This window comes from Mesorhizobium sp. WSM4845 (genome assembly GCF_055811455.1).
The window spans coordinates 242,134-264,285 of record NZ_JBVVQA010000003.1; the positions used below are offsets into that span (position 1 = coordinate 242,134).

Annotated in this window: 18 protein-coding genes; 8 read left to right on the forward strand and 10 right to left on the reverse strand. The window is 62.6% G+C overall.

From position 1 onward, the window contains the following. Nucleotides 1-10: 10 nt before the first annotated feature. The 5 genes from AC0L2C_RS05425 to AC0L2C_RS05445 form a co-directional block, all read right to left on the reverse strand. Entirely contained in the window at nt 11-835 is an 825-nt protein-coding gene (locus tag AC0L2C_RS05425; RefSeq protein ID WP_473522899.1) for a 5'-3' exonuclease, read from the reverse strand. Between the two features lie 71 nt (nt 836-906). Then, entirely contained in the window at nt 907-2,106 is a 1,200-nt protein-coding gene (locus tag AC0L2C_RS05430) for a mandelate racemase/muconate lactonizing enzyme family protein (RefSeq protein WP_473522900.1), read from the reverse strand. A 17-nt stretch (nt 2,107-2,123) separates the two neighbouring features. Beyond that, a complete protein-coding gene (locus AC0L2C_RS05435; protein WP_473522901.1) occupies nt 2,124-3,473 on the reverse strand; it encodes a mandelate racemase/muconate lactonizing enzyme family protein in 1,350 nt (449 codons plus the stop codon). Nucleotides 3,474-3,534: 61 nt separating this feature from the next. Further along, entirely contained in the window at nt 3,535-4,701 is a 1,167-nt protein-coding gene (locus tag AC0L2C_RS05440) for a mandelate racemase/muconate lactonizing enzyme family protein (RefSeq protein ID WP_473522902.1), read from the reverse strand. 59 nt (nt 4,702-4,760) lie between these two features. Further along, nucleotides 4,761-5,468, reverse strand: a complete 708-nt coding sequence (locus tag AC0L2C_RS05445; protein WP_027151244.1) for a GntR family transcriptional regulator — start codon at nt 5,466-5,468, stop codon at nt 4,761-4,763. A gap of 211 nt (nt 5,469-5,679) precedes the next feature. Between AC0L2C_RS05445 and AC0L2C_RS05450 the strand changes: the two genes are divergently transcribed. From AC0L2C_RS05450 to AC0L2C_RS05475, 6 genes are all read left to right on the forward strand, one after another. Beyond that, nucleotides 5,680-7,155, forward strand: a complete 1,476-nt coding sequence (locus AC0L2C_RS05450) for an ABC transporter substrate-binding protein (RefSeq protein WP_473522903.1) — start codon at nt 5,680-5,682, stop codon at nt 7,153-7,155. A 66-nt stretch (nt 7,156-7,221) separates the two neighbouring features. Beyond that, nucleotides 7,222-8,181 (forward strand): carbohydrate ABC transporter permease, encoded by a 960-nt coding sequence (locus AC0L2C_RS05455; protein ID WP_473522904.1) that lies wholly within the window; start codon nt 7,222-7,224, stop codon nt 8,179-8,181. Then, nucleotides 8,178-9,068 (forward strand): carbohydrate ABC transporter permease, encoded by an 891-nt coding sequence (locus AC0L2C_RS05460; RefSeq protein WP_023797625.1) that lies wholly within the window; start codon nt 8,178-8,180, stop codon nt 9,066-9,068. The genes AC0L2C_RS05455 and AC0L2C_RS05460 overlap by 4 nt, the downstream gene beginning before the upstream one ends. Nucleotides 9,069-9,078: 10 nt before the next feature. Then, entirely contained in the window at nt 9,079-10,176 is a 1,098-nt protein-coding gene (locus AC0L2C_RS05465; protein ID WP_473522905.1) for an ABC transporter ATP-binding protein, read from the forward strand. 24 nt (nt 10,177-10,200) lie between these two features. Continuing rightward, the gene (locus AC0L2C_RS05470; RefSeq protein ID WP_473522906.1) at nt 10,201-11,364 is read left to right on the forward strand and encodes a mandelate racemase/muconate lactonizing enzyme family protein; all 1,164 of its coding nucleotides are present in this window, start codon (nt 10,201-10,203) and stop codon (nt 11,362-11,364) included. Nucleotides 11,365-11,387: 23 nt separating this feature from the next. Beyond that, the gene (locus AC0L2C_RS05475; RefSeq protein ID WP_473522907.1) at nt 11,388-12,137 is read left to right on the forward strand and encodes a ribonuclease activity regulator RraA; all 750 of its coding nucleotides are present in this window, start codon (nt 11,388-11,390) and stop codon (nt 12,135-12,137) included. A gap of 57 nt (nt 12,138-12,194) precedes the next feature. Here AC0L2C_RS05475 and fdhF read toward each other — a convergent pair whose 3' ends face one another. The 4 genes from fdhF to AC0L2C_RS05495 all read right to left on the reverse strand — a co-directional run bounded on the left by fdhF (nt 12,195) and on the right by AC0L2C_RS05495 (nt 18,494). Beyond that, on the reverse strand, nt 12,195-14,984 hold the full coding sequence (gene fdhF / locus AC0L2C_RS05480; RefSeq protein WP_473522908.1) for a formate dehydrogenase subunit alpha: 2,790 nt from the start codon (nt 14,982-14,984) through the stop codon (nt 12,195-12,197). 1 nt (nt 14,985) lies between these two features. Continuing rightward, a complete protein-coding gene (locus tag AC0L2C_RS05485) occupies nt 14,986-16,659 on the reverse strand; it encodes an NADH-ubiquinone oxidoreductase-F iron-sulfur binding region domain-containing protein (RefSeq protein WP_473522909.1) in 1,674 nt (557 codons plus the stop codon). A gap of 208 nt (nt 16,660-16,867) precedes the next feature. Next, the gene (locus tag AC0L2C_RS05490; protein WP_031254334.1) at nt 16,868-17,107 is read right to left on the reverse strand and encodes a sulfurtransferase TusA family protein; all 240 of its coding nucleotides are present in this window, start codon (nt 17,105-17,107) and stop codon (nt 16,868-16,870) included. A 130-nt stretch (nt 17,108-17,237) separates the two neighbouring features. Next, complete coding sequence (locus AC0L2C_RS05495) at nt 17,238-18,494, reverse strand: molybdopterin molybdotransferase MoeA (protein ID WP_473522910.1); 1,257 nt, start codon at nt 18,492-18,494, stop codon at nt 17,238-17,240. Between the two features lie 181 nt (nt 18,495-18,675). On the opposite strand from AC0L2C_RS05495, the gene fdhD reads away from it, so the two are divergent. Together fdhD and mobA are read left to right on the forward strand one after the other, a co-directional pair. Next, nucleotides 18,676-19,566 carry a formate dehydrogenase accessory sulfurtransferase FdhD gene (gene fdhD / locus AC0L2C_RS05500; protein ID WP_473522911.1) on the forward strand — a complete coding sequence of 297 codons (891 nt, stop codon included), beginning with the start codon at nt 18,676-18,678 and terminating at the stop codon, nt 19,564-19,566. Further along, nucleotides 19,556-20,188 carry a molybdenum cofactor guanylyltransferase MobA gene (gene mobA / locus AC0L2C_RS05505; RefSeq protein WP_473522912.1) on the forward strand — a complete coding sequence of 211 codons (633 nt, stop codon included), beginning with the start codon at nt 19,556-19,558 and terminating at the stop codon, nt 20,186-20,188. The genes fdhD and mobA overlap by 11 nt, the downstream gene beginning before the upstream one ends. 10 nt (nt 20,189-20,198) lie before the next feature. Here the strand turns inward: mobA and AC0L2C_RS05510 are convergent, their stop codons facing one another. Then, nucleotides 20,199-22,145 carry a molybdopterin biosynthesis protein gene (locus tag AC0L2C_RS05510; protein ID WP_473522913.1) on the reverse strand — a complete coding sequence of 649 codons (1,947 nt, stop codon included), beginning with the start codon at nt 22,143-22,145 and terminating at the stop codon, nt 20,199-20,201. Nucleotides 22,146-22,152: the final 7 nt, after the last annotated feature.

The following is a 22,152-nucleotide window of genomic DNA, read 5'->3' on the forward strand; positions in this document are numbered from 1 at the left end:
CCTCCCGAAGTCAGCAACGGCGAGCCTTGAGCGCACGGGTGAGGAGCCGGGCGTCATTTAGCTGGGTAGCGCAGGTTTCGAACGCTTTGGTCGGCCCGTGCCAGCGCAGCTCCTCGACATTATCGAACAGGCGAGCGTCGGTGCGCAGCGTCGCGAGATTTTTGAACAAAAGCGCGATCTCTCTCCGCTTGCCGAGGGTTTCGGGCGGAAAGCTTTCAAGCGGGCCGTAGCGGCCAAGCAGCCGGGCGGCCGAGACCAGGCCGATGCCTTCGAGACCCGGGTAGCCATCGGCGGCATCACCCACGAGCGCGAGGAAATCTGGGATCAAGGCCGGCTCAACTCCGAACTTCTCGCGCACGCCGGCGGCATCGCGAATTTTCTGGGTCCTGCGGTCTACCTGGACCACATGGTCACCGCGCACACACTGCGCGAGATCCTTGTCCGGCGTCCAGATGCACACCTTCTGCACGCCCTCATCGGCAGCCGCGCTGTGTGCCGCGGATGCCAGCGCGTCGTCGGCTTCCAGCTCGATCATCGGCCAGACCGCCATGCCCATCGCCGCCAGGGCGTCCTCGAGGGGGTGGAACTGCGCGAGCAATGCCGGCTCGATGCCATCGCCGGTCTTGTAGCCGGGCCAGAGCTGATTTCTGAACGATTCGATTACATGATCGGTGGCCACCCCAATATGTGTGGCGCCGTTCTCGATCATCTCCAGCACTGTATTCAGCACGCCGACGACGGCGCCAAACGGCTTGTCCTGGCCATTGTTGAACCGGCGTTGGCCATAGAAGTGGCGAAACAGTTCGTATGTGCCGTCTACCAAATGAATGATCATCGCAATCCTTAGGGAAAAAACATCCGGCCCGGTCTGCAAAGCCAGACCGATGGCTGGCATCCAGGGAAGGTTTAGTCGAAGAAGCCCGCATCCTCTTCCCTGAGATACTTTCGGGCTGCTTCGGCGTCGAGATCGAGGCCCAGCCCCGGCGCTTCCAGCAGATCCACCATGCTGTCCGTCACGATCTGCGACGGCAGGCCGATTACGAGGTCCTCCCACCAGGGGTCGGAGGCGCTCGGATATTCGAAGGCGATGTAGTTGGCGGGCAAGGTGGCGCAGACGTTGATCAACGCGCCGAGGCCAAGCAGGCCGTTCGCCGTGCCGTGCGGGGCCATCAGGATCGAGTGCATATGGGCGTGCTCGGCGACCCATTTGAGCTCGGCAATGCCGCCAATATCGGCAGGATCGGGGCCGATGACGCGCACCGCCTGCGTCTCGATCAGCTCCTTGAAATTGTGCCTGAGGTAAATCTGCTCGCCGGTATGGATTGGCGTCGAGGTGGAGGTTGTCAGCTCCCGATAGGCCTGCGGATTGACCCACGGCACATAGTCGCCAGTAAGCATGTCCTCGAGCCACATCAAATTGTATTTTTCGACCGCGCGAGCGAACTTGATCGCATCGGGCAGCATCCAGCCCGGGCCGCAGTCGAGCGCCAGGCTCACCTTGTCGCCCAGTACTTCCTTCATCGCGATCACGCAGTCGAGCATGTGATTGAAACCGCGCTCGCTGATCACACCCTGATCCATGGCACCGTGATAGCCGGCCTGCTTCTGCGTCACGCCGTAATGGAAGCCGTCGATGGTGTCCTTCATGTTGGAGTGGAACGAGATTCCCTGCTTGATCATGAAGAAGTTCTGCGGCTGTTCCATCATCCATTTGACGTCAGCGGCGTAATCCTCCGGCCGGTCGCCCGTGCGTTTCCTGCGGATCGAGCCGTTGTAGACGCGCACCTGGTCGCGCACCTTGCCGCCGAGCAGTTTGTAGGCCGGCACGCCTGCGGCCTTGCCGGCAATGTCCCACAGCGCATGCTCGATTGCGCTTACCGCCGCGCCATAGGGCTTGAAAGAACCGCGTTGGCGGATCTTCAGCATCACCCGTTCGACGTCGGTCGGGTCCTCGCCGATCAGCGCCTCGCGAAAATGCAGGACCCAGGGCTTGAGATAGGGCTTGGTGTACTCGACCTCGCCCAGGCCATGGAGGCCCTCGTCGGTGACGATGCGAACGATGGGGTGCTTGCCGATAACGGCACAGCGGAGGTCGGTGATCTTCATCTTCGGTTCTTTTCGCCTCAGCTCCAGGTGCGATCCCAGGAATACTCGTTGTCCCAGTGATCCGTGGGCTGCCAGATGCCGGTGACGCCTGGCTGCAGATGCTGCGAGATCACCTCGTCGACGACGTCGTCGATCCCCAGGCCCGGCTTGTCGGGAACAGTGATAAAGCCGTCCTTCACGAGCGGCCTGGCAACGCCGGTGACGATATCGTCCCACCAGTCGACGTCGGCAGAGTGGTATTCGAGCGCCATGAAGTTTTCGGTCGCGGTCGCGACATGTGCCGCGGCCATCGCCGCGATCGGACTTTCCGCCATATGGATGGCCATTGCGACGCCGTGGTCCTGCGCCATGTCGCCGATCTTCTTGGTCTCGAGGATGCCCCCGCTGGTGAGCAGGTCCGGGTGGATAACGGAGAGGCCGCCGCTCTTGAGCAGAGGCTCGAAGCCCTCCTTGAGGTAAATGTCCTCGCCGGTGCAGATCGGCACCGTGGTGGCGTCCTGCAGCTGTCGGTAGTGCTCGGTGTACTGCCATGGGATCACATCCTCGAGCCAGGCCGGCACATATTTTTCAATCCGCCTGGCGAGGCGAATACCGTTCTGCAGCGAGATGTGGCCGACGTGGTCGATGGCGAGCGGAATATCCATGCCGATAACCTCGCGAACCTCGGCAATGTACTGCTCAAGCAAGTCGAGGCCCTTGTCGGAAAAGTGGAGGCCGGTAAACGGGTGGGGGACGTTGTGCAGATCGTAGGCCGCGTTGCGGGCGCGCCGCTCTTCAAGGGACTTGACCTGGCCGCGGCCGGGCTGGACGCGGTACCCATCAAGTGAGCCGGCAGGTGACACGACCGCACCGGGGACATCGGCGATCTGCATCAATCCCAGATCCATCTTGAGGAACGTGAAGCCGAGCGCCATGCGCTGCTTGAGGCGCTTGCCGGTCTCGGCCGGCACGGTGGCGTCGGTATCGCAATAGAGGCGCACCTTCTCCCGAAACCGGCCGCCGAGCATCTGGTAGATGGGCACGCCATAGGCCTTGCCGGCGAGATCCCACAACGCGATTTCGACCGCCGAGACGCCGCCGCCTTGCCGGCCGTGTCCGCCGAACTGCTTGATCCGGCGAAACAGGCGGTCGATGTTGCAGGGGTTCTCGCCAAGCAGCCGGCTCTTCAGCATCAGCGCGTAGGTGGCGCTGGCGCCGTCGCGCACCTCGCCAAGCCCGACGATGCCCTGGTTGGTGTAAATCTTGAGCAGGGTCGAGGTGAACGGCGCGCCGACGATTTCAGCTACCCGCATGTCGGTGATGCGAAGCTGGGATGGCTTGGAGTTTGCGTTCACCCGATTGAGCGCCTCGTCGGCCGTCTTTGCCATGACTTGTCCTCGTTCTGGTGGGTGGGGCTGGTCGTCGCCCGCATGCCGGCATGGAGCGTTGCTAGCCCAGCTCGATCTCGTGGGCCTGCAGGTAGTCACGGTCCATCTCGATACCGAGACCAGGCCTCGACGTCAGCTTGAGGCTGCCGTTCGAGACGTCGAGCGGTCTGTCGATGAGGTGATCGTATTTGCCCAGGTTCCACTCCGACGTTTCGAGCCTGTAGAAGTTAGGAACGGTCATCATCACCTGCGCTCCCGCAACCACGTTGATCGGTCCCGCGGCGTCATGTGGCGAGACCGGGATGTAGTAGGCTTCGCATAGGGCAGAAATCTTCTTGAGTTCGGTAATGCCGCCGGTCCAGGTGATATCAGGCATGATGTAGTCAGCGAGCCTGTTCTCGAGTACCGGCACGAAATCCCACTTCGTGTGGCCGCGCTCGCCCCACGCGATGGCGGCACTGACTTTTTCACGCACCTGCTTGAGGGCGTTCAGACTCTCGGGCGGGCAAGGCTCCTCGAACCAGTCGATCTGGCCGGCTTCCTCAAGACTCCGACAGAGGCGAATGGCGGTGGGAACGTCGAAGCGGCCATGCGCGTCGATGAGAACGTCGACGTCAGGCCCCGTCGTTTCGCGGATCAGCGCCGTGAGTTCGGCGGCTTCGCGCTCGTCCTTGCGGGTCATGCTGCCATCGAGGTAGCCGTCCCGCTGTTCGCGGGGCAGGCCATCGGCGCTGTGGCCCTGGTGGGGGAAAGGATCGAACTTGAGCGCAGTGTGTCCGGACTCGACGATGTCCAGAATTTCGCGGACCACCGCCTCCTTGCTGGTGAATTTGGCCTGGTTGGGATGGGTGTAGAGCGCGATTTCATCGCGTACCGGTCCGCCCAGCAGCTCGCAAATCGGCTTGCCGAGGACTCTGCCGCGGATATCCCAGAGGGCAATATCGATGGCGCTCACGCATTCGACGGCGGCGCCGCGGCTGCCCATATAGGTGAAGCTGCGGAAAATCTTGTGCCAGAGATGCTCGATGCGCGCTGGATCCTCGCCTGTCACGGCGACGCCGATCTGCCGCAGGATCGTGCAGAGAGCGCGGTTGGCGAGCCTTGTCGTGGTGGTGATCTCTCCCCAGCCACTCACCCCCTCGTCGGTCGTCACTTCGACGAACAGGAACTCTCCCCAATAGGAAGCATCGGACTTGATCAGCCACGGCCGAATGCTCGTGATTTTCATCTCAATCCCTTTATCTGAAATGCTTAGGGCTAACGGTGTTCGAGACTGGACCTTCGTTCCTATCCGGCCCGAGCGGCGTTGCGCGCACGCATCTGTTCGAGGATATGCCGGCCGGAACCCTCGACATGGCGGGAAACGAGTTCGGCCGCCTTGTCGGCTTCTCCCGCTTTCACGTGCGCGATGAGTTCGCGGTGCTCGCGAATGATCGCGGCACGCCGCGCCAGCGTGAAATTGAAACGCCGGCTCACGGCTCGCAGCACTTCGCGATGCTTCCACCAGAGTTCGGCGGCATGGCGGTTATAGTGCCGCTGGTACATCACGGTGTGGAAGGCGGTATCGAGTTCACTGTGCCTGAATGTGTCGGCAAAGTTGTTCTCTTCAATCAGCCCCTGGAGACGTTCGAGTTCGGCGATGTCCTCGCCGGTCGCCATGTTGACAAACCATCGCGTCAGGGCCGGCTCGATCAGAACACCGATTTCATAGATATCCCGGACAAAATCCTGATCTATGGGTCGCACGCGCGCCCCGCGGTTGGGGAGAAAGGTGACAAAGCCCTCCCCGCGCAAGAGCTGCAGGGCCTCGCGCACGGGGTTTGTCGAGGTGCCGTGACGCCGGGCGAGATCGGTGACCACGAGCCGTTCGTTGGCGGCGAGCCGTCCCTCGATGATGTCTTCCCTGATCAGTTCATAAAGCGAGGCGCCCTCGCTGGAGGCCATGGGGTCAGTCTCCACCGGTGGCATGGCTTTAAAGTCATCTATTTCGGCCAAGACCGGCTCCCCTGATCAACACATACCCTGCCCGATATCACACACGGTTTTCACAAACAATGTACGATCCAGCGCGTTGACAGGCAATCCACGATCTGAAAACGTACAAAATGATCGAAGGGATACATAGAACAGAAAGCGTCCCGCGGTCGAACGAGCTAGACCGCCTTGCCTCGGCGCAGGGCGGCATGGAGAACCAGGGAGGATACCTATGACGAGGATTACGCTCGGCAGTGCGGTCCTGCGCGGCACTGTCGCCACTGCTTTGATGGCATCGCTGATGTCCACATCGGCGCTCGGAGCGCCCGTCGACCTCAGCAAGTGGTCGCCGGAATATGTGCGCTCCATTGCGGGCACAGAGGATTTTGACACCGCGGCCGATTGCGCCAAGGTCACCCCGCTCGACTACAAGGGGCGACTGACTTTCTGGTATCAGGGCGTGTTCGAGGGCGACCCCGACCTTTTGCGCCAGTACTACAAGGATTTCTTCGAGACCTTCCGCAAGACCTATCCGAACATCCAGCTCGAGGAACAAGCCCTCACCTATAACGACCTTCTGGACAAGTTCCGCACGGCGCTCCTCGGCAACGCCGCGCCGATGGCGGTCCGCCTGCAAATCCTGGGTGGTACCGAGTTCGCCTCAAAAGGCTATCTTGAGCCGCTCAAACCCGAGGATGTCGGGTATTCCACCGAGGACTTCTGGCCAGGCGCCATGAAGGCCGTGACCTGGGAGGGAGTGACCTACGGCATTCCAACCAACAACGAGACGATGGCGTTCATCTGGAACGCCGACATCTTCAAGCGTGCGGGCCTCGATCCGGACAAGGCTCCGGCAACCTGGGACGACGTCGTCAAATATTCCAAGCAGATCCACGACAAGCTCGGCATTGCCGGTTACGGCCTCGTGGCACGCAAGAATGCCGGCAATACGCCGTACCGCTTCATGCCGCAGCTGTGGGCCCATGGCGGCGGCGTCTTCGACGAAGCCACCGCGAACCCGACCTATGAGGAGGTCAGGCTCGATAGCCCGCAGAGCAAGGCCGCGCTGCAGGCCTCGTACGACATGTATGTTCGCGACAAGTCGGTTCCGGTTTCCGCGCTCACCAACCAGCAGGCCGATAACCAGCCCCTGTTCCTCGCCGGCCAGCTCGGCATGATGATCTCGCACCCGTCCGACTACGACGTCATGCTCGACCTGCAGAAGAAGGCGACGGGCGCCGACAAGGACAAGGCGCAGACCGTCATCGACAACATGCGCTACGGCCTGATTCCCACTGGCCCCGACGGCAAGCGCGCCGTCGTTTTCGGCGGTTCGAACATTCACATCCTGAAGCCTGAATATGTCGAGGGCGGCAAGGTCGACGAGCCGGCTGCCAAGGCGATGGTCTGCATGTGGACGAGCCCTGAATGGTCGCTGAAGATGGCCTATGCCGGCTCGAACCCCGGCAACCTTAACGGCTTCAAGACCAAATGGATGAAGGAACGCCTGGACAACATCAAGTTCCTCGACGTGACGACCTCGATGCTGCCATATGGCATCCCGTTCCCGGCGCTGCCGCAGGCTCCCGAGATCATGAACATCATCGTCCCGGACATGCTGCAGAACGCCCTGACCGGCGCGATGACCGTCGACGAGGCAGCGGACGACGCGGCCAAGAGGGTAAGAGAGCTGATGGGCGGACTCTGATCAAAGCCTGACCGGCTGCACCGATAGTGCAGCCGGTTCGTTCAGAAGAAACAGGGGCGCGCCATAGTGACGATCGTGACCGGCAAGGCCGAGGCTCGCCGAAGATTGCAATCCGGCAGGTCCGGCGCGTTACGCCAGATCTGGGAGCATCGCGCCGACTACGCGTACGTGCTGCCTGCGATCGTCGTGATGCTGATCGTCATCGCCTATCCGATCTACTACACGATCGAGCTGTCGTTCTTCAAGACGCCGCCTGGCCTGCAGCTTCGCGACAAGACCTTCATCGGCGTCGACAACTACACGACCATCCTCACCAGCGAGGTGTTCTGGAGAGTTACCTGGAACACTCTGATCTGGACGCTGGGCTCGACTTTGATTGCCTTTGTCCTGGGGTTTGCCACCGCGCTGGCACTCCACCGCGAGTTTGTCGGCCGCAGTGTGCTGCGCGCGATCCTGATCATTCCCTGGGTCATCAGCGCGGTCGCCGCCTCCTATATCTGGAAGTGGATCTATCATTCGGACTTCGGAATCATCGGTGCGGTGCTGGTCGGCCTCGGATTGGCCGACCGACCGCCGAATTTCATCGACAGCGTCAACACGGTGCTGCCTTCCCTGATCGTCGTCAATATCTGGCGCGAGTTTCCGTTTGCCATGATCATGATGATGGCCGGCCTGCAGACCGTGCCCGAGCAGTTGCTGCGCGCCGCGCAGGTCGACGGCGCCAGCGCCTGGCAGCGCTTCTGGCACGTTACCTTCCCGCACTTGCGCAACGTCTCGACGGTGACGATCCTGCTGCTCGCGGTGGCCAACTTCAATTCCTTCATCATCCCCTGGATCATGACCGGCGGCGGCCCGTCCAACGCATCGCATATCTGGATCACCCACATTTATGAGCTCGCCTTCGGCCGGCAGCGCTGGGGCGTGGCATCTGCCTATTCGGTGCTCCTGTTCCTCACCCTGATGACGCTCGGCTACTTCTACGTCCGTGCGCTAAGCGGTAACGAGCGGCAAGAGGGGAGCGCATGAGCACGACTGCCGAGACCGCCCCGCGAGCCCTGAGCCGTCGCCGGATGCGCGTCGACGGATGGCGGTGGACCGGGCGCATCTTCCTCGCATTCATGCTGCTTTACACCGCGGTGCCGATGATCTGGATGCTGATCACCTCGATCAAGTCCGGGTTCGCGGCGTTGCAATTCCCGCCGCAATGGTGGCCGGACGAACCTACCCTCGCCAGCTACGAGAAGCTGCTCGATCCCCAGAACAGCGTCGGCCAGGACTTCCTTCGCTTCTTCTGGAACAGCCTTTTCGTGTCGACCGTCACGACAATCCTCTCGGTGATCGTCGCCGTCCCTGCGGCCTACGCGTTTTCGCGCTTCAGTTTCCCCGGCCGGAACTTCCTGTTCTTCGCCGTGCTGCTGCGCAACATGTTCCCGGCGGTGATCTTTCTCGTGCCGCTGTTCATCCTGATGCGCCTGCTCGGGTTGATGAACACGCATGGCTCGCTGATTCTCACCTATCTCACCTTCGGCCTGCCGCTGGCGATCTGGTTGCTCAAGGGCTTTTACGACAACATTCCGGTGCAGCTCGAGCAGGCGGCGCGCATCGATGGGGCAACGCGGTTCCAGGCCTTCATCCTGATTGTGATGCCGCTCTCGACGCCAGGGATCATCGCCACCGCGATCTATTCGTTCATCGGCGCGTGGAACGAGTACATCTACGCCTACACCTTCCTCACCAAGAACGACCAGTTGACGCTGCCCGTCGGCATCCAGCGCTTCTTCTCGGAAAATACGACGGACTTTCCGGGCCTGATGGCGGCCAGTTTCATGATGAGCGTGCCCGTCGTCGTGCTGTTCCTCGTCCTGCAACGATACTTCGTACGCGCCCTTACAGAAGGCGCGGTCAAGCACTAGGGAGTTGCCGATGGCCCACGTGGTCCTCAAAGATCTCGTCAAGTCCTATGGCAGCTTCAAAGCTGTCAACGACGTGTCGCTGACGGTCAATGACGGCGAGTTCGTTGCGCTCGTCGGCCCTTCAGGCTGCGGCAAGACAACCACGCTCAATCTCGTAGCGGGGCTGATCCCGAGGACATCGGGCGACATCGTCATCGGCGACCGGGTGGTCAACGACCTCGACCCCAAGGACCGGGACATCGCCATGGTGTTCCAGAACTACGCGCTCTATCCGCAGAAATCGGTTTACAAGAACCTGGCGTTCCCGCTGCAGATGCGCAAACTGCCCAGGGACGAGATCGACAAGAAGGTCAAGGAAGCGGCGCGAGTGCTCGACATGACGCACCTGCTCGAGCGCAAGCCGCGCGAACTTTCGGGTGGGCAGCAGCAGCGGGTGGCCCTGGGCCGTGCGCTTGTCCGCGACCCCGCCGTGTTCCTGATGGACGAGCCGCTCTCCAACCTCGACGCCAAACTGCGCGTGCAGATGCGGTCTGAGATCAAGCGCTTCCACCAGGACCTCAAGGCGACGATCATCTATGTGACGCACGACCAGCTCGAAGCCGTGACCATGGCCGACAAGATGGCGGTGATGAACGGCGGCTACCTGCAGCAATATGATTCACCGGCGCAGGTCTTTGCCCATCCGGTCAACATGTTCGTCGCCAGCTTCATAGGCAGCCCGGCGATGAGCCTTATTCCGCTGCAGGCATCGACGGCAAACGGCAACGCTGTGCTGACCAGCGCGGAGGGCTGGAGCTTTGAGCTCTCGCCGCGCAACGCTCGGAAGGTCGCAAGGGCAACGACCAGGAAAGTCGTGCTCGGCGCACGTCACTCGACGATCAAGCTGCGCAACAGCGCGGTCCCCGGTGCCATTCCGGCCAAGGCCTACACGGTGGAGCCGACCGGAGACGTCACCTTCGTGCAGGCATTCCTGTCCGGCGCCATCGTCAACGTCAGCGTGCCGCCGAACATTGCCGTCGCGCCCGATGAACAGATCTGGCTCGAGTTCGACCAGGAGCGGATGCATCTGTTCGACGGCGAAACCGAAATGGCCCTCAAGGCCGACTGAGAGAGGGCGGATGCGTGGGCGCGGATGACTACGAAGCTTAAGATCACCGCGATCAAGCCCTATCCAGTGTGGGTAGGAACGCGCAACCAGATGCTCGTCAAGGTCGAGACCGACCAGGGCATCTTCGGCTGGGGCGAGAGCGGCTTGAGCGGTCGCGAGAAAGCGGTGGCCGGCGCGGTCGAGCACTATCGCGAGTTTCTCATCGGCCGCGACCCGATGCAGATTGGCCGGATCTGGCAGGAGCTTTATCGCAGCCAGTACTTCGAAGGCGGACGTGTTCTGCAGGCGGCGATTTCCGCCATCGACATCGCCCTTCACGACATCAAGGGCAAGGCGCTGGGAGTGCCGGTTTACGAGCTGCTCGGCGGCAAGCAGCGCTACCGCATCCCCACCTTCGCCTCGACCGGAGACGAGGCCGAAGGTGACGCTGCCATCGAACGCGCCCGCGAGCTACGCGCACAGGGGTGGCAGGCGATCCGCTTCTTCCCCGCCGGGCAAAACAGCAGGGACATCTTCGAGCCGCGCGAGTCGATCGGCACTACCGCCAGTATCCTCAACAGGGCGCGCGAGGCGCTGGGCGATGACGTCGTCCTCGGCATCGACTATCATCATCGGCTGTCGGTGGCCGAGGCGGCGAGCTTCTGCAACAAGCTCGGCCGCGGCGTGCTTGATTTCCTCGAGGAGCCGATACGGGACGAGACACCGGGTGCCTACGAATCGCTGCGTACGATGACCGACATCCCCTTTGCCATCGGCGAGGAGTTTTCCAGCAAGTGGCAGTTCCTGCCCTACATCGAGCGCGGCATTCATCAGTTCAACCGGCTCGATGTTTGCAATGTCGGCGGGCTTACCGAGGCGATGAAAGTCGCTGGCTGGAGCGAGGCGCACTATGTCGACCTGATGCCGCACAATCCCCTTGGTCCGGTGTGCACGGCCGCGACCGTGCATCTCGCTGCCGCGGTACCCAACTTCGCGTGGCTCGAGACCAGGGAACCCGAAACCAAGCTCGGCTTCGACAATTCCGACTTCTTCCCCGTGCAACCACGGCTTGACGGGACCGACTATCCGGTCGGCGATCTGCCGGGGCTCGGCGTCGAGGTCAACGAGGAGGCGATCCAGGCGGCGAGCTTTCGTTTTTGGGAAGCGCCTCACCTTAAGCGCCGCGACGGTTCTGTTACGAACTGGTAGTTGCCTTTCAACCGGAGTCCACCATGACACATGCTCCCGACATCACGCGGCCGCCAAAAGACCTAATCGACGCGCTGAGGGGGATCGGCGCCGCGACGGTTGCCGGCACGCTTGGCCACATGGGTTTTCGCAATCCGCACATGGTCGGACCGGTGGCGCAGAACCACGGCAAGTCGATCGTCGGGCCGGCGCTGACGCTGCAGTTCATGCCACAGCGGCCGGACCTGTTCACCGAGGGAGAATATGCCGATCCGGAGACGCAGCTGCATCGGCACGTGCTTTATCACGCACAGGCGGGCGATGTGGTCGTGGTCGACGCGCGCGGCGACATGAGCTCGGGCGTCTTCGGCGATATGATGTCGACGTATTTCAAAGGCAGGGGCGGCGCCGGCATCGTCATCGATGGATGCATGCGCGACCGGCCCAATGTCGAAAAGCTCGATCTGCCGCTTTGGCTGCGCGGCTGGACGCCGAATTATCATGTGCAGACCAGCATTTATCCCAATGCCGTCAACGTTCCGATTGCCTGCGGCGGTGTCACGGTGATCCCCGGTGACATCATCGTCGCCGACGACGACGGGGTGGTGGTGCTTCCCGTCGCAATGGCCCCGGCGGTAATCGAAGAATCACAGAAGCATCACGATTGGGAGGAATTCTCGCGAGTGAAGCTGATGGAGGGCGGGCCGTTGCAACGCTACTATCCGCTGCATGACGATGCCCGCGGGGAGTACGAGGAGTGGCGCAAGACAAACCGCTCGGAGAATCCCCGTTAGCGCATGGATTACCCCGCGCGGCTGCGGGCAACCGTTCGCAGATGGCGCGGTACTGGTTTATTCGGCAGCTTCGGCCCTCGCCGCCGGCGCTATTCGCGCGGCGCAGTATTTGAACTCCGGGATCTTGCCGTAGGGGTCCAGCATCGGGTTGGTGAGCGCGTTGGCCGGGCTTTCGTTAAAGCAGAACGGCATGAACACCATGCCGTCGGCGACCTCCCGGTCGGCGCGGAGGATGGCGTCTACCGTCCCGCGCCGGGTCTCGACCGCAATCATCTCTCCTTGGCGCAGGCCGTGCCGCTTGATCTCATAAGGGTTCATCGCAGCGATGCCTTGTGGTTCGATCGCGTCCAGCACGCCCGCCCGGCGGGTCATCGAGCCGGTGTGCCAATGCTCGAGCAGGCGGCCGGTGGTGAGCACCAGTGGAAACTCTTCATCGGGCACTTCGTCAGGCGGCAGCAAATCGGCCGGCACGATGCGGCCGCGTCCGTCCGCGGTCGGGAATCCGGACGAGAAGATGATCTCATTGCCGGGCTTGTCGGGACCGTCGGCCGGATAGATCACCGATCCCTCGCGCTCGATGCGGTCCCAGGAAATATGTTTCAAGGACGGCATCACGGCCGCCATTTCCGCATAGACCTCGGAGACATGGCCGTAATTCCAGTCCAGACCGATGCGCCTCGCCAGTTCGACAATCAGTTCCCAATCCTGGCGCGCTTCGCCCGGCATGTCGAGCGCCGGCCGGCCGATCTGCACTTGCCGGTTGGTGTTGGTGTATGTGCCGAGCTTTTCGGCATGCGCCGAGGCTGGCAGCACCACATCTGCGTGCCAGGCGGTCTCGGTCAGGAAGATGTCCTGCACCACGAGATGGTCGAGCATGGCCAGTGCTTGCCGGGCATGGGTTTGGTCCGGATCGGACATGGCCGGGTTCTCGCCCAGTATGTACATGCCTTTGATTTCGCCGTCATGGATGGCGTCGATGATTTCGACGACCGTCAGGCCGCGTTTCGGGTCCAGCGTCTGGCCCCAGAAATTCTCGTACTGGCCGCGGATGTCGACATTCTCGACTGATCTGTAGTCCGGAAAATACATCGGGATGAGCCCGGCATCGGATGCGCCCTGCACGTTGTTCTGGCCGCGCAGTGGGTGCAGGCCCGTTCCCGGCCGGCCGACATGTCCCGTGATCAGCGCCAAAGCGATAAGGCAGCGCGCATTGTCGGTTCCGTGTGTGTGCTGGGAAATCCCCATGCCCCAAAAGATGATCGACCGCTCGGCGGTCGCATAGGTGCGGGCGACGTCGCGCAGCACGCTGGCCTCGACGCCGCAGACCTCGGCCATCGCCTCGGGCGAAAAATCCTTCACCTTGGCCTTCAGGGCCTCGAATCCGGAAGCGTTGGCCTGGATATATTGCTCGTCGTAGAGCTTTTCCTCGACGATGACGTGGATCAGCGCGTTCAGCATGGCGACGTCGCTGCCAGCCTTGAATCGCAGCGAATGCGACGCATGGCGCATCAGGTCCTGGCCGCGCGGGTCCATGACGATCAGCTTGGCGCCGCGCTTGGCCGCCTGCTTGAAATAGGTCGCGGCGACCGGATGGTTGGTGGTCGGCCGTGCGCCGATAACGATGATGCATTCGGCCTTCAGCGCGTCGTTGAAGGGCGCCGAAACCGCACCCGAACCGACGCCTTCCATCAGCGCCGCCACCGAAGATGCGTGGCAAAGCCGCGTGCAATGGTCGACATTGTTGGTGCCAAAACCCTGGCGCACCAGTTTTTGGAACAGATAGGCCTCTTCGTTCGAGCCTTTCGCCGAGCCGAAACCGGCCAGCGCCTGCCCGCCATGATCCCTGAGGATCGTCTTCAGCCCGCCGGCGGCGCGTGCGAGCGCCTCTTCCCAGCTAGCCTCGCGAAACACGGTCAGCGGATCGACGCCGCGCATATCGGCATCGCCCGACTTCGGCGCATCGTCGCGGCGGATCAGCGGCTTGGTCAGCCGTTCAGGCGACATCGCATAATCGAAGCCGAAACGACCCTTGACGCAGAGCCGGTTCTCGTTGGCATAGCCATTGCGGCCATCGACCTGAACTATTCTGTTGTCCTTGACCGCAACGCTGGTCTGGCAACCGACGCCGCAGAACGGGCACAGCGTGTCGACGACCTTGTCGAATTCCTGGATGACCCGGGTCTTGCCTGCATCATCCATCAGCGACTTTTCGTAGAGCGCGCCGGTCGGGCAGGCCTGCACGCATTCACCGCAGGTGACACAGGTCGACAGGCCCATCGGATCGTGCATGTCGAAGACGGGAAGCGAGTGATTGCCGCGCTCGGCCATGCCAAGCACATCGTTGACCTGGACCTCGCGGCAGGCCCGGACACAGGCGCCGCAAGTGATGCAGGCGTCGAGATTGACGGCAATGGCGGGATTGGTGATGTCGAATTCTGGCCGGACATCATCGGTGGCGAATTTCGAGCTGTAGCGAGCGCCGGAAATGCCCATCGAACCAGCCCACTGCCAGAACATCGACTGCTGATCCGGACCGTCGGCCGCCGGCCGCATGTTGCTGGCGAGAAGCTCGAACACCATCTGGCGCGATTTCGTAGCCCGTTCGGTATCCGTCTTCACCACCATTCCGGCGGAAGGCTTGCGGATGCAGGAGGCGGCAAGCACCCGTTCGCCCTCGACATCGACCATGCAGGCGCGGCAATTGCCGTCTGGCCGATAGCCGGGCATGTCGACATGGCACAGATGCGGTATCCTGGTGCCTTCGCGCTTTGCAACGTCCCAGATCGTCTCGTCGTCAGCGGCTGTGACCGTCTTGCCGTCGAGGGTGAAAATGACGCCATCTGCCATTTCAAAGATCATCCCTAAAATGCGTCAAAAGGTGATTGACCGGATTGGGCGCCGCCTGGCCGAGACCGCAAATGGAGGAATCGCGCATCACTGTTTCAAGGTCGCGCATCGCCGTCTCATTCGGCACGCCCTTCTCTTTCAAGAGCGTTACCAGCTTTTCGGTTCCTTCCCGGCACGGCGTGCATTTCCCGCAACTCTCATGTTTGAAGAAATTCATGAGATTGAGGGTCACATCCCTGATGTTGTCGGCTTGCGAAAGCACGACCACCGCATGTGAGCCGACAAAGGCGCCCTGTTTGGCGAGTTCGCCGCCGAAATCGAGTTCAATGTCGCCCATCGACGCCGGAAGGATGCCGCCCGAGGCTCCACCTGGCAGATAGGCCTTGAATTCATGCCCGTCTGCCATGCCGCCGCAATAATCCTCGATCAGTTCGCGCACGGTGACGCCGGCCGGGGCGAGCTTGACGCCCGGCTCCTTCACATGTCCGGAAACCGACCAGGAGCGAATTCCCTGATGGCCGGGCTTGCCCTGCGCGGCGAACCATTCGGGGCCCTTCTCGACGATGTCGCGAATCCACCACAGCGTCTCGACATTGTGGTTGAGTGTCGGGCGTCCGAAAAGTCCGACTTCGGCAATATAGGGAGGTCGGTGACGGGGCATGCCGCGCTTGCCCTCGATGCTTTCCAGCATCGCGCTTTCCTCGCCGCAAATATAGGCGCCGGCGCCGCGCCGAAGGTCGATGAAACCGGGCTTGACGATGCCGGCTGCCTCGAGCGCCGCGATCTCGGCGCGCAAAATGGCGAGCACGGCCGGGTATTCGTCGCGCATGTAGAAATAAATGCGCTCGGCCTCAACCGCATGGGCGGCGATAAGCGCACCTTCGAAGGTGCGGTGCGGATCCTTTTCGAGATAGATGCGGTCCTTGAAAGTGCCAGGTTCGCCTTCGTCGCCATTGATCGACATCAGCCGCGGCCCTGGATAGCCGCGCACGAAGTTCCATTTCTTGCCGGCCGGAAAGCCGGCGCCGCCGAGACCGCGCAGACCGGCGTGCTCCATGATCTCGATGATGGCGTCAATGCCGGTCTCGCCCGCCTTCACCTTCCGGAGAAGCTGATAGCCGCCAGCGGCCCGATAGGCATCGAGGCCGACATAATCTGGCACGACAACTTTGGTGTCGCCCGAGCGAGCTAGATCGATGAGGATATGGCTGCTGGCTTGGTCGACCTCACGGTCGCCAATGCGCGCCGCGGGCGCTGCGGCGCAGCGGCCCATGCAGGGCGCACGCATGACGCGGACTGTGTTTGGGTCGGCCTTGGCGGCCAGTTCGCCAATCAGGTGTTCGGCGCCCGCCAGCATGCAGCTTATCGATTCGCACACCCGGATTGTCAGCGGCGCGGGTCTCGCCTCGCCTTCCCTGACGATATCGAAATGGTCGTAGAAGGTCGCGACCTCGTAAACCTCCACCTGGGACAGGCGCATGTCTTCGGCAAGCGCTCGCAGATGCGCGGCCGACAGACAACCGTAGCGGTCCTGGATCAGATGCAGGAATTCGATCAACAGATCCCGGCGCCGTTCGCGATGGCCAAGAAGTTCCCGGACCTCGGCCAGGGCAACATCATCCAGCGCCCGCCCTTTGGGTCCGCGATCGGGAGATCGCCGTTGCTGCATTGTCATCCTCTCTCCTCCCGGACCCTTCGTCTGAGGAAGGCGGCTCCCGCCACCAATGTGGTTGTGAGCTCCCTCAGCCCGGCGCACCTTGGGATCAAGGACTTGGCACACAAATCGACTTGGCAGACAAGTTGAACCAAATGCCGGTTTGACAATTTTAGCATGGCCGGGGCGCCGCGACAGAACTGATCTGCGCCCTGATTTGTCGCACGGCCTATACCGGGGCAGCTTGCGCCTTTTCGATCAAGAAAACGATGTGGTCTCCCTGCCGTTGCATCGCCTCCAGGCGGTCGCCCATTTCGTTGATCAGATTGGGAATGTCTATGGCTGCCAGCGGATCGGTGCAACGGACCTCAAGGCGCTCGCCTGGGCTTATGCCGCTGAGCGCCTTGCGGGTTTTCAGCGCCGGTAAGGGACATTTCAATCCCGTCAGATCGAGCTGTCTCGTCGTCATGGTGGCGCACCATGGCGGACCGCTTACCGGTCGTCAACGGTCGCCGACCCAGGGTATACTGCAGTTGAGAGCGGCCAGGCGTCGCACCGCATTTTGGCATACTGCATGCCCACCGGCTCGACGGCGTTCGTCAATACAGGTCCGAATAGGCAAGGAACTGAACGGTCTGGCCCGGCTCGACCTCGGCTATTTCCTCGCCGAGTTCGACAAGGCCGTGCGTTTGAACCAAAGAAGACAGCATGCCAGCGCCCTCGCGCGGGAATTTGACGGCTTCATATGTGCCATCCTGCGTCCCACGCAGGCTTACCCGCACATATTCGCGTCGCCCCGGCTTTTTGCGGTAGGAGAAGGCGGCCCGCACCGGCCGCGAAATTGGTGGCTGCTGCCGTGCGCCGGCCAGTGCAAAGATCGCGGCGCGCGCAATATGGGCGAATGTGACGAAGCTCGCCACCGGATTGCCGGGCAGCCCAATGAAGGCTGTTCCCCGGATCACCCCCATGGCGACTGGGCGGCCGGGTTTTATGGCCACCCGCCAGAAGACCAGGGTGCCCACACTCTCGACGGCGGCCTTGACGCAGTCGGCCTCCCCGGTCGAGACCCCGCCGGACGCCAGGATCAGGTCCTGTCCTGGCGCAGCCTTGCTCAGCACATCCGCGATCAGCCTGCTGTCGTCGATCAGAATGCCCAAATCGGTGGTCTCGCAGCCCAATCTTGCCAGCATGGCCATCAGCATGAAGCGGTTCGAATCGAAAAGCTGGGCCGGTCCCCGGACCTTTCCCGGCGCGACGATCTCGTTGCCGGTCGAGAAGATCGCGACGCGAACTTTGCGCCGCACATCGATCTGCGTCATGCCGAGCGCCGCGGCGAGCGCAACATCCTGCGGGCGCATGCGCTGGCCGGCCTGCAGGACCACCTTGCCTGTTGCGACGTCCTCGCCCGCCGGCCGCACGTTGGCTCCTCTTTTCAGGCCGGGCGGAAGAATGACCCTGCCGCTATCGTCGACACGGACATCTTCCTGCATGTAGACCGTGTCTGCCCCCTCCGGCAGCGGAGCGCCGGTGAAGATGCGTATGGCTTGTCCGGGCGCGGCGTGCCGATCCGGCGCCATCCCAGCCTGGATCCTGCCGCTCACCGGCAAGGCTTTTTCAACGGTTCCCGGCAGGTCGTCGCCGCGCAGTGCATAGCCGTCGACGGCTGAGTTGGTGAAAGGCGGCAGGGGCAGCGGCGCCACCAGATCACTCGCCAGGACGCGCCCATCGGCAATCGCCAGCTGGACGGCTTCGGTCTCGTCGACAACGGTCAGCCGTGAAGCAATCAGTGCGGCAGTATCATCGAGCGATCGCATCGGGCCGCCGAAAGCGAAGCAGTCATCTGAAAGTTGCGCCATCGAGCCTTCAGCCTCTATGGACCTGGCCGAGCCGGCAGCTCGGCGCCATCCGGCAAGCCCAGTCTGCGCCTGTGCGCGCTTTTGTGGACCGGCATCGGTTTGAACAGGCTATATAGTGCAGGTCAAGCCGGAGATAACGCGTCCACTCCGGCGAGCGGGATTGCAATTTCAAGAGAGCGCCATGCAACAGATGAAAACCCGACCAGACCCCGCCATCATCATGCCGAGCCCGGATGACATCCGATTGACCGAACAGGTCAGCGGCATCGATCATACGGGCGCCGCTATTCAAATCCGCGTCCCCGTTGAACGCCCGCTGACGCTCTATCTGAATGCCCAGGAGATCGTCACGATGATGACGATCGGCGACTATCCCGAATATCTGGCGCTGGGCTACCTGCTCAATCAGAACATGCTTAAATCTGACGACGTCGTAACCGAGGTCGAATATGACGACGACGTGCAGGTCGTGGTCGTCCGTACCGAGCGCAACACAAATTACGAGCAGAAGCTTAGAAAACGGACGCAGACTTCAGGCTGCGCGCAGGGGACCGCTTTCGGCGATCTTCTCGAGGCGCTCGATACCACTCTGCCGCCAGCCGCGCTGCACACCTCCTGGCTTTACCAAATGACCCGCACGATCAACACGACGCCGTCGCTCTATCTTGAAGCGGGCGCGATTCATGGCTGCGTGCTTTGCAAGGAAGGCACGCCGATCTGCTACATGGAGGACGTCGGGCGCCACAACGCCGTCGACAAGATCGCCGGCTGGATGTATCGCCACGGCATCGATGCCGCTGACAAGATCCTTTACACGACGGGCAGGCTGACGTCGGAAATGACGATCAAGACGGTTCGAATGGGCATTCCGATCCTCGTCTCGCGCTCGGGTTTCACCGCCTGGGGAGTAGATCTGGCGCGTCAGGCCGGCCTGACGCTGGTCGGTCGGGCGCGCGGCAAGCGGTTCGCCGTGCTATCGGGCGCGGACCGCATCGTCTTCGACCAGGACCTCGCTTCCGTCGACGAGGAAGCACCGCGTCACAGACGCAAGGGAGCCGACGATGGCGAATGAGAAGGTGCCGACCCTGGGCGTCGTTCTCGCCGGCGGGCTCGCCCGGCGCATGGGCGGTGGCGACAAATCGATGCGTCGGCTCGACGGACTCACCATCCTCGAGCGTGTCCTCGAGCGCCTCAGCCCGCAATGCGACGGGCTGTTGCTGAACGCCAATGGCGACCCTGCCCGCTTCGACCGCTTTCGCCTACCAGTCGTCGCCGACCCGGTCGAGAATTATCCGGGCCCGCTTGCCGGCGTGCTTGCGGGCCTCGACTGGACCGCGGCGAACAGGCCCGATGTCGAATGGATCGTCAGCGTCGCAGCGGACTGTCCTTTCTTGCCGCGCGACCTCGTCGAACGGCTGCATCGGGCGCGCATGGCGAAAGCTGCGGATCTGGCGGTGGTGATGTCAGCGGGTCGGACGCATCCTGTCATCGGGCTGTGGCAAGTGGCGATGCGAGATGCGCTACGCCATGCACTGGTCGAAGAGGGCGTTCGCAAGATCGACCTGTGGACGGCTCGCTACAAGGTTGCAACCCAGTCCTGGCCGGACAAGCCGGTGGATCCCTTCTTCAATGTCAACACGGTCGAAGATTTTGCCGAGGCCGAACGGCTGGTTGGGCACCTTGCCGACCCTTAACCCGGATATCTCACACTTGGCCAGGTCGGGTAAAACCCATGCGCTCGACCGCCTCGTTGAATTCAGGCGAAGCGAGCGCGGTTAGGAAGGCCTGCACCGCGGGTCGCTGTTTGCGGGCAGAGACCAGCGCGAAATCATAATGCTCTTCCTTCAGCGCAATGAAGCCGAGCCCGGCTGAGCGCGCCACCGGCGCAATGGTGACGCCCCAGTCGGCTCGGTTCTGCGCCACGGCCGCCGCGACGGCATTGTGCGAGCGGGGCTGGTTCCAATATCCGTCGGGGCGCGCGGCACCAAGCAGTTGGTCGATCAGGATGCGCGTGCCCGAGCCCTGGTTGCGGTTGACCATCATGCAATTGGGATCGGCGAGTGCGGCTCGCACCGCCTCCTCTGGGTCGGTCCCCTGGAAGCGCAGGTCGCCCGGGCGGTAGACGATGCCCTGCATGCGTCGCCATCCCTGCACGAGTCCGAGGCCTTCGCTCAGGAACGGCGCATTGTAGCTTTGCGTCTTGGCATCGAAGAGGTGGATGGGCGCGATATCGCACTCGCCTCGCCTGGCCGCGGCCAGGCCGCCCAGGCTGCCGACCGCGATGGACCGCACCGTCAGGCCGGCGCGAAACAGAATGCCCACGACAAGATCGAGGCCGGTGCAGTTGCTGCCGATCACCACGAGATCGGGAACACGGACGTGCGGGGTGAACAGCGTCACCGACGCCTCGCTTCCGGCAGGCATATTGTCGGCTAGAGCTTCGATGCTGATGAAGCCGTCGGCCTGGGCAAAGGACGTTATCGCCCCCGAGCCCTTGCCGGTGGGATAGGCGACCAGCCCCTGCTCACCCTCGACCAGCGATACCATCACGAACTCCGTGCGGCCGAGGTCGGACTGAATGCGCAGTGGGACCTTTGCAGCGACCTTCGCTTCGGTCCGAGGCGGCAGGCCCGCCATGCGGCGCAGCACGGGTACGATCATGTCGTGGAAGGTGAACATGGCCGAAGTCGGGAATCCCGGCAGCACGACGACCGGCTTGCCGTCGCAGACGGCGAGGCAAAGCGGCTTTCCCGGCTTCAGCGCCACGCCATGGGCAACGATGCCGGGCGCGCCGAGACGGTTCACGATGCGGTGGCTGACATCACCCGCGCCCTTGGACGTCCCACCCGACAGTATCAGCACGTCATGCGCCGCCAGCGCCTCGCGCATGGCGGCTTCAAGTGTGGCTTCGTCATCCGGATAGGCGCCGAGAAAGCTCGCCTGGCCGCCATTTTCGGTTATCGCGGCGCTGACGATTGCGCCATTGGCGTCGTAAATGCCGGCGGGTCGAAGGGTGTCGCCTGGTTGGACAAGTTCGTCGCCGGTCGACAAAACCGCCACCCGCAGCTTGCGCGCCACCGTCACCAGCGCAATTCCACAGGCGGCAAGCATGCCGATTTCACGCGAGCCGATCACCGTTCCGGCGCGCAGCAGAACCTCACCGCGGGCAATGTCGGATCCGGCATGCGAGATGAACTGGCCGGGCGAGGCTCCGCGCCTGACCTCGATGGCATCGCCTTCGGCTGGGTGTGTATGCTCCACCATGACGATGGCATCGGCGCCGCGCGGCACCGGCCCGCCCGTCGCGATCGAGGTGGCGGTGCCTGCGAGCACGGGTGTCTGCGGGGCGACACCGCAGGCGATGGTTTCGCGGTTGAGCATGAGTCTGGCAGGAAGCGCCTCCGACGCGATCGCTATGTCGGCGGCGCGCACGGCAAAACCGTCGACGTTCGAACGGTCGAAGGGCGGCACGTCGATCGGAGCGGTGACATCATCGGCAAGCGCCAGCCCAAGCACCTCCGCAAGCATCAGTTCTTCGGTCGGGATCGTCCTGGGAAATAGCGCCGCCTCGAAACGGGCGAGCGCCTCGTCGCGCGACAGGATCGTCAGGAACTGCTCCTGGCCGGCGTCTTGGCGGGTGGATCTGGTCATGACGGAC